This is a genomic window from Streptomyces sp. S3(2020) (assembly GCF_013044505.1).
GTDB lineage: Bacteria > Actinomycetota > Actinomycetes > Streptomycetales > Streptomycetaceae > Streptomyces.
Genome location: NZ_JABERD010000446.1, coordinates 1 through 2,759 on the forward strand (window position 1 = coordinate 1; position 2,759 = coordinate 2,759).

2 protein-coding genes are annotated in these 2,759 nt (G+C 74.1%); both read right to left on the reverse strand.

Annotation, left to right across the window (positions count from 1 at the left end; genetic code table 11):
* Positions 1–1,035 (reverse strand): GAF domain-containing protein (locus HLK59_RS49335; RefSeq protein ID WP_346780009.1); only part of this gene is annotated, 1,035 nt, incomplete at its 3' end.
* 246 nt (positions 1,036–1,281) lie between these two features.
* Entirely contained in the window at positions 1,282–2,343 is a 1,062-nt protein-coding gene (locus HLK59_RS49340; RefSeq protein WP_171148228.1) for a LacI family DNA-binding transcriptional regulator, read from the reverse strand.
* Between the last annotated feature and the right edge of the window lie 416 nt (positions 2,344–2,759).

Genomic DNA, 2,759 nt, shown 5'->3' on the forward strand with positions numbered 1-2,759 from the left:
CGGCGGGGGGGGGGAGCCGGGCCCGGCGGGGCGGGGGGGCCCCAGGCGGACCGCGGGGGTGGAGCCGTCCCGGGCGGCGGGGTGCGGGGTGACCGGGGCGGTGGGCGCGCTGAGGCAGACCTGGCGCACGTGCGGGCTGCCGGCGATGCGGGCCTCGACGACGACGCCCGTCTCGCCCGCCGCGCCCCGGACCTGACGGCGCAGCAGGGTGGCGGTGCGGCCGCCGGAGAGGGTCACCTCGTCGAGGGTGCGGTGCGGGGAGGCGAGGAGTTCCTCGGCCTTCTCGCGCAGCACGGCCAGGTCGACCCGGCTGAGTTCGTCCGCGTCCGGGCGCCCGGGTTGCCGCCACTGCGTCGACGCCCGGGCGGCGGCCCGCCGGTACGCGGCGAGCAGCGCCCGCTCGCGTTCCGTGGCCAGCTCCAGCATCCGCGCCTCGATGGCGTGGGCGGCCTCGCGGACCAGCCGCAGCATGGCGGGGTCGCCGTCGTCGCGCAGACAGGTGAGGTCGAGGACGGCCTCGATGCGTCCGCTGAGCGGGTTGCGGACGGGTGCGCCGGCGCAGGCGAAGGGCTGGAGACAGTCGGCGAAGTGCTCACGGCCGACGACGTAGACGGGGTTGCGTTCGGCGAGCGCGGTGCCGACGCCGTTGGTGCCCACGACCCGTTCGGAGGCGTCGAAGCCGGGGGCGAAGTTCACCTCGTCGAGGCGGTCGCACAGCGGCCGTCCGCCGCCGAGCCGCTGGACCATGCGGCCCTGTCCGTCGCACAGCGCGATGGTCATGCCGGCCTCGGAGAGCGAGGTGGCGAGGTTCTTCAGGACCGGCTCGGCCGCGTGCAGGAACGGGCCGTCGAGGGTGAGGTCCGGCGCGTACGGGACGCGGAGGCGGTCGGGTTCGAGCCCGGCGGACCGGCACCGCTTCCAGGAGTCCAGCACGGAGCCGCGGACGTCGGCGTCGACCCGCGCACCGGCCAGGAAACGTTCGTGGGCATCGACGAGTCCGCCGATGTCGTCCCAGGCGACGGACAACAGGATCACTTCCCTCACCCGGAGGCGGGCCCGGTGGCGCGCCGCCGTTCAGCACGCCCCCCGGCGGACCTCCCAGTCGTTTTTCACCCTAGACCCTTTGTGATACCGATCACAACAAACTCCCGAAGTGCCCCGGAGATACCTTTCGCCCCCGGGTTCGACTCTTCCGATCGGCGTTCGACCACAGCCGCTTTCCGCTCACCGAACGGGTGGTCGCCGCCATCGGACTGACGGCGCGGGGGTGATGTGGCGCGTTCAGCCCCGGGGCGGTCGCCCGCTGCTGCGGCGGACGATGAGCTCGACGGGGATCACCGGCTCGGCCCGCTCCTCGGCCAGCCCGTCGATACGGTCCAGCAGCAGCCGCAGCGCACGGGTGCCGATCTCGGCGAAGTCGGTGCGCACGGTGGTGAGCGGCGGCAGCAGATGGGCGGCCTCGGGGATGTCGTCGTACCCGACGACGCTCACCTCGTCGGGGACCCGGCGGCCCGACTCGTGGAGGGCGTGCAGCAGCCCCAGGGCCATCTGGTCGTTGGACGCGAAGACCGCGGTGACCTCCGGGCGCCGGGCCAGCAGCCGGCCCGCCTCGTACCCGGAGTCCGAACTCCAGTCGCCGACGAGGAGTTCGGGGATCTCGGCGCCGGCCGCCTTCAGGGTCTCCCGCCAGCTCTCGATGCGCTGGTCGGCGGAGGTCCAGCCGGTGGGCCCGGCGACGTGCCACACGGTCGCGTGCCCGAGACGCAGCAGGTGCTCGACGGCCTTGCGGGCGCCGGCCCGGGAGTCGGCGGTGGCCAGCGGGGTGGAGCCCCTGACCTCGTTCTCCAGCACCACCAGGGGTGTGTCGAGCCGGGTGTCGGCCAGCGCCCGCCCCACGCGGTGCTGCGGCGCGATGGCGATGACCCCGTCCGCCCCCTCGGCCGACAGCCGGTCCACGGCCTCGGCGACCGTGTCGTGGTCGGCGGTGTCGTCCAGGGCGATGGAGCTGAGCAGATACCCCGCCTCCTGGGCGGCGGTGTTGATGGCCGTCAGGATGCTGGCGGGCCCGTACCTCGCGGCGTCGAAGGAGATGACGCCGAGCATCCGGGTCCGCCCGCTGGCCAGCGACCGCGCGCTACGACTGGGCCGGTACCCGAGGCTCCGCATCGCCACCCGCACGGCCTCCCGGGTCTCGGGACGGACCGCCGGATGGTCGTTGAGCACCCGCGACACGGTCTGCTTCGACACCCCGGCCAGCCGCGCCACGTCATCCATCACCGGCCGCGCCCCCGCGAAGCTGCGTCGACTGCGCCCCTTGGGGGCAGGGACCTCACTGGGGCTCATGAGAGGCGCTTCCTCACTAGGCTGCCGGAACGGCCCCAGCATACGGTCGTACACCGAACCCGAACGGCAGTGCCGGAATCGTCTCAGGATCACCCCGACACCATCAGGAGCACGACCCCCGCCAACGCAGGATCACCCCGACACCGCCAGGGGGCACGACCCCTGTCAACGCAGGATCACCCCAACACCGCCAGGGGCGCGGCCCCCGCCAACGCAGGATCACCCCAACGCCGTCAGGGGCGCGGGGAACTGCGCGACCAGCCCCCACGCACCCGCAGCCGACAGCTCACCCCACCGCCCAACGGCGAATGGTCACCAACTCCACCCGCTCCACGCGAGCCGTCCGCCACCCCTCCCCCGCCTCCGGCGGCACGTACACCACGGCACCCTCGGCCGCGGGCAGCACCCGCAGCCTC